At 31.3% G+C, this 2,747-nt stretch carries 2 protein-coding genes; both read left to right on the top strand.

The features are described 5' to 3' along the window. Window positions 1-1,035 (top strand): aminofutalosine synthase MqnE (gene mqnE, locus AVBRAN9331_RS09595; protein ID WP_336612913.1); only part of this gene is annotated, 1,035 nt, incomplete at its 5' end. A 214-nt stretch (window positions 1,036-1,249) separates the two neighbouring features. Beyond that, complete coding sequence (locus AVBRAN9331_RS09590; RefSeq protein ID WP_214116030.1) at window positions 1,250-2,599, top strand: NCS2 family permease; 1,350 nt, start codon at window positions 1,250-1,252, stop codon at window positions 2,597-2,599. Window positions 2,600-2,747: the final 148 nt, after the last annotated feature.

Here is a 2,747-nt window from a genome sequence, read left to right as displayed (position 1 = left end):
AAAAGATTAAGCGAAGAAGATTGTTATAAGTTATACGATTTAGATTTGCAAGTCTTAGGATTTTACGCTAATAAAAAGAGATTAAAACTTCACGGAAAAAAAGTTTATTTTAATTGTAATCGTCACATAAATCCTACAAATATGTGCGTTGATACTTGTGCTTTTTGTGCATTTTCAGCTCATAGGCACAATCCAAATCCATATCATCTAACACACGAAGAAATCTTAAAAATAGTTGATGATACCGTTACTCGTGGGACAAAAGAAATACACATTGTTTCAGCTCACAATAAAAAAGGTGGTTGGGAATGGTATTTTGAGATTTTTAGAAAAATTAAAGATAAATACCCACATTTACATATTAAAGCAATGACAGCTGCTGAAATTAATTTTATTGCAAAGAGTTTTTTTGATGGAGATTATTCTGCAGTAATTGACAAAATGCTTGAATATGGAGTTGATTCTATGCCGGGTGGCGGTGCTGAAATTTTTGATGAAAAAGTTAGAAATGAGCTTTGTGCTAGCAAAGTTAGTTCTGATAATTGGCTTAAGATTCATGGGCTATGGCATCAAAAAGGAAAACAAAGTAATGCAACTATGCTTTTTGGACACATTGAAAGTCGTGAGAACAGAATTGACCATATGCTAAGACTAAGAAAACAACAAGATATTAGCAAAGGATTTAATGCTTTTATTCCGTTAGTATGGCAAAAAGACAATTCGTTTTTAAAGGATTTAAAACCGCTTGGAAGTATAGAAATTCTAAAAACTATTGCAATAGCAAGGCTTGTTTTAGACAATATTTCTCATATTAAAGCTTATTGGGCGACTTTAGGATTAAACCTTGCAATGGTGGCTCAAGAATACGGAGCAAATGACCTTGATGGAACAATAGAAAAAGAAAATATCCAAAGTGCAGGTGGTGCAAAAAGTGCGAATGGCATTACGCTACAAGACTTCATAGACAATATCAAAACATCAAATTTAATTCCAATAGAAAGAGATAGTTTATACAATGAGATTAAGGAATATTGATTGAATTCTTTATATGTTTTTAGCTCCATTTTAAAAACATCATTCAAACTCATTATGCAATTAATATATGATTGCAAAAAATATACTTTCAAACAATTTAATCTAATAATTTCTTACTACAAACAAAAGGATACTGCTATGAGCTAGAATTTTTAATCTTATTGTGTTTAATCTTAGGTGCTTTACGCTAAATATTTTTTTATAAGGGAAAAAAATGGACTTTTTTAAGTTAAAAGAAAACAATACAAGTGTTAAAAATGAGTTTAATGGTGCTTTAGCAACATTTTTATCAATGCTTTATATTATTCCAACTAATGCTTTTATAGTAAGCAATACAGGGCTTAGTGTAGAAGCTTTAATGTTAGCAACTGCTTTAGTAACTATAATAGCAACTGCATTTACAGGACTTTTTGCAAATTCTCCAATAGCAATGAGTACAGGTATGGGGCTTAATGTATTTTTTACATTTTCAATGTGCAAAGGTCAAGGAATTCCTGTTGAAACTGCTTTAGGTGCTGTTTTTATAAGTGGTTTTATATTTTTAGTTCTTTCTTTTACAAATTTTCGTATTTTTATTTTAAAAAGCATTCCTGAAGATTTTCGCCGTGCTATAAGTGCTGGTATTGGGTGCTTTCTAGCGTTTATGGGGATGAATCAGGCTCATATTGTTACGGCTGATCCTGTAACTCTTTTAAAAATAGGTAATTTTGCAGACCCTAATGTGTTATTTTGTTTATTTGTATTATTTTTAATTGTTTGTTTTTGGGCTTGGAAGATTAAAGCAGGCTTTATTTTAGCGGTTTTAATAGGTAGTATTATCGCTTGGACTTTTGGAATAGGTGGAGCAAAATTACCAAGTGAATTTGTGGCAATTCCAAATTTTAGTGAAAAAGATGGGCTTATGAGTATTTTTGCAAAACTTGATATTATGAGTGCTTTAAGTTTATCGGTATTACCTGCAGTAATGACACTTTTTGTAACTCAATTATTTGATAGTATAGGCACGATTACTGGTGCTGGAATTAGGGGCGGAATATTTAAAAATAAGACAAAATCAGACGGAACTCTTGATGATAGTGGAGATAAAAAATTAGGTAAAACTATGATAGCTGATGCGGCAGGAACTTGTATCGGAGCAGTTATTGGCACATCAACTGCAACTGCATTTGTAGAAAGTAGTGCTGGTATAGAAAGTGGTGCTAGAACAGGACTTAGCAATATATTTTTAGCGGGAATGTTTTGTCTTTGCATATTCTTTTTACCATTTTTCCAAGCAATTCCTGTTAATGCTATTTATCCTATCTTGATAATGGTTGGAATTTTAATGTTTATGGAAGTTAGCAATATTGATTTTAAAGACCCTGCAAATAGTGTTGCTACATTTTTTACAGTAATTATGATGCCATTTACTTACTCAATTACTACAGGTATTGCTTTTGGATTTATTTCTTATGTATTAGTTAGATTATTAAGAAAAGAATTTAATAAGCTAAGTAGTGGTATAATCGTTATCTCTATTATTTGTATGGCAGTGTTCTTGCTACAATTTATGAAATTTAATTAAAAGGTAAAACTATGTATAAATATACTTACGATGAATTTAAAAATGACTTTGAGCCGTTTGCAAAACGCATTCAAGATGAGTTCAACCCAGACGCTTTTGTAGGTGTTGCTCGTGGTGGTCTTACACTTACTCACGCATTATCAACTGC

The organism is Campylobacter sp. RM9331 (assembly GCF_020137685.1).
GTDB lineage: Bacteria > Campylobacterota > Campylobacteria > Campylobacterales > Campylobacteraceae > Campylobacter_E.
The sequence above is the reverse complement of the archived record's forward strand: the minus strand, read 5'-3'. Positions and strand labels throughout refer to the sequence as shown.

Coding starts and splice junctions, on each gene's coding strand:
- AVBRAN9331_RS09590 (WP_214116030.1), top strand. CDS start 1,250: ATGGACTTTTTTAAGTTAAAAGAAAACAATACAAGTGTTAAAAATGAG.